Annotated in this window: 3 protein-coding genes (1 of these 3 cut by a window edge); all 3 read left to right on the forward strand. The window is 47.8% G+C overall.

Annotation, left to right across the window (positions count from 1 at the left end; genetic code table 11):
• The first annotated feature begins 751 nt into the window (after nucleotides 1-751).
• On the forward strand, nucleotides 752-1,039 hold the full coding sequence (locus K4305_RS00060; RefSeq protein ID WP_331560275.1) for a nucleotidyltransferase family protein: 288 nt from the start codon (nucleotides 752-754) through the stop codon (nucleotides 1,037-1,039).
• Nucleotides 1,032-1,418: a HepT-like ribonuclease domain-containing protein gene (locus tag K4305_RS00065; RefSeq protein WP_331560276.1), complete on the forward strand. Its 387-nt coding sequence runs from the start codon at nucleotides 1,032-1,034 to the stop codon at nucleotides 1,416-1,418. Before K4305_RS00060 ends, K4305_RS00065 begins: the two co-directional genes overlap by 8 nt.
• A 600-nt stretch (nucleotides 1,419-2,018) precedes the next feature.
• Nucleotides 2,019-2,500, forward strand: the 5' portion of a protein-coding gene (locus tag K4305_RS00070) for a Fic family protein (protein WP_331560277.1). 1,027 nt of this gene lie beyond the right edge of the window; 482 of the gene's 1,509 nt are visible here — the first part of the coding sequence; it begins with the start codon at nucleotides 2,019-2,021; the stop codon falls past the right edge of the window.

A 2,500-nucleotide genomic window follows, 5' to 3' on the forward strand; every position in this document is an offset into this window, starting at 1 on the left:
TGTCGTGAGAAGCACGAGGGCAAGGCGGACGGAGCGGAGAAACCGGAGTGTACACAGAGTACATGAGGATTTCGAGCACCGCCCAACACAGCAATAGGGATTCGGAACAAATAAATAGAGGTGCCCATATCATCCCGACTATTTCACTTTCCTCTACCGTAAACCCTGCGGGAAAAACTGACTTATGCAGTACAAAATTCATTACCCTCTGAATATAATGAGTATTCCGGCTGTAAACCGCCTCAAAATCCCATCTCTCCGCAAGATCGTAGCCGGACTTCTCCCCTCTTTCCATTTCTACCAACGAACAAAAAACCAACCAGATGCATCAAACATCCAAGCCAAAAAAAACTCCCTAAATAACGTTAAATTTATGGCTTAACAGCTGCATGGCTCGATAGCTGTGTAGATTCGTCTCTTCCATCCGTGAAAATCCGATTTCAATCAGCGGGCACCGCGTTCTTTCTCTTATTGCTGCATAGCCTGACACCTCAATAACTCAAGATCTTGACACAACCCCTCGGTCCACCCTCCGCTTCATCCATCCATCTGTGCCAATCCGTGAAAATCCGTGGGCAACCTCTTCCTCTTTCATCCTCCCAAAGCAAAGCTGCAATACTCCCGGGCATTCACGCCCGATACTCCTTACTCTATAAAATGAGTTGCAAAAAAACAGCGATACCCCTATACTTTTGTTACAACATATTTCATCCGGAACATTACCATACACCAACACCAAGCAAACAGCCCAATGCGAAAAGAAGAGGTGCTCAAGATTCTGGGTAACCACAAACAAGAACTCAGCAACAAATATCGAGTCAACAAAGTTGGCATATTCGGATCTGTCGCCAGGGACAGTGATGAGCCTGCAAGCGATATTGATATCGTCGTCGACATGGAACCGAACCTGCTGCTTCAGGCACAATTACAGACAGCTCTTGAAGCACTCCTTAACAGCAAAGTCGATCTTGTACGATACTGGTCACGCATGAACAAATATCTCAAAGCACACATAGACAAAGAGGCACTCTATGTATGACCGACAATTGCTTCAGGAAAAACTCATACAAATCGACGAAGCGCTGCAAAGAATCCGGAGACGCAGCTCTTCGATGAAAACAGTCGACGATTATCTCGACAGCGACCACGGTCTTGACATGCTCGACTCTATTGCGATGATGCTTATCGCCATCGGAGAGAATTTCAAAAAAATCGATCACGAAACAAAAGGAACACTGCTCTGCGAGTATCCGGAAATTAATTGGGCCGGTGTTAAAGGTATTCGGGACGTACTCTCGCATCAATATTTCAACATCGATGCAGAAGTGATTTTCAACCTCTGCAACAAAGACCTGCCGAACCTGATACAAGCAGTTCAGACCATGCTCCATAACACAAAACAACACTCAGACTCTTGACATGCCAGTAAAGCTTAAACCAAACGTTCCGCCACCCTGCCCACAACCAACGTCCAACAGTCCACGCTCTTCCATCCGTGCCAATCCGATTTTAATCAGCGGGAACCGCGTTCTTCATCTTATAGCAGGATAGCGAAACAGATCGATGGCTCAATAGCGTGACACAATCCCCGGTAACCCCTCATCCATCAATCCGTGCCAATCCGTGTTAATCCGTGGGCAAAAATCTTCCTTCACCGCCTCCCGTCTTCAATCCGTGAAAATCCGCTCCCAATCAGCGGGAACCGCGTTCTTACTCTTCTTGCCGGATAGCGCGACCGCTGGATGGCTCAATAGCAAGAAAAAATAACCCGGAACACTCACCCCAATAATCCGTGCCAATCCGTGAAAATCCGTGGGCAACCTCTTTCGCTTCTCTGAAAGATATTGAGGCTACGGATCAGCGTCCCCAAGAAGCCACACAAGAAGCATTCAAATCTGTCATCTGTGAGCGACCATTCAAATAATTCTCTTGGAAACCGCCACCGATATAACTATTTATTTAGCATAAAAGCCTCAAGTAATCGTTTTTTGAGAACCGTAACCATTTTTTGAGGAACAATGGCACTGGACACGACACAAAACCGGCCAGCAGGCTATGCGTTTCTGATCAAGCAGTACAACGTAAGCGCTTTACCGAACTGGCACACATCCAGCGTCAGCCCGGCAGGGACGCTGCGCAAGACCATGCAGGCTGGGCAGGCAGAATCCATCTTTCCACCCTCTTATTGGCCTGGCGACGAAACGGGAGACCATCTGGAATTCGCCCTCAAGTACGATGGTATCAACCTTGGCATCCTGTCGGCACTGTTCGACAGGATTCCACCAGAAGACATAGCCGCCCGGATCAGCTCGAAACCAACCGGTAAATACACCCGCAAAATCTGGTTTCTCTATGAATTCCTGACCGGCCGGAAACTCCCTCTACCAGATTTAACCAAGGGAAATTACATCGAGCTCCTTGACTCAGGCCGCTACTACACCGCAACACCCGGTCGTCGTATACAGCGTCAGAGAGTCATCAGCAATCTGCTTGGAGGAAA

It is taken from the genome of Chlorobium sp., assembly GCF_036528655.1.
GTDB lineage: Bacteria > Bacteroidota > Chlorobiia > Chlorobiales > Chlorobiaceae > Chlorobium.

What these genes read in the sequence shown, in the direction of transcription:
- K4305_RS00065 (WP_331560276.1), top strand. Translation starts at nt 1,032, where the DNA reads ATGTATGACCGACAATTGCTTCAGGAAAAACTCATACAAATCGACGAA.
- K4305_RS00060 (WP_331560275.1), top strand. Translation starts at nt 752, where the DNA reads ATGCGAAAAGAAGAGGTGCTCAAGATTCTGGGTAACCACAAACAAGAA.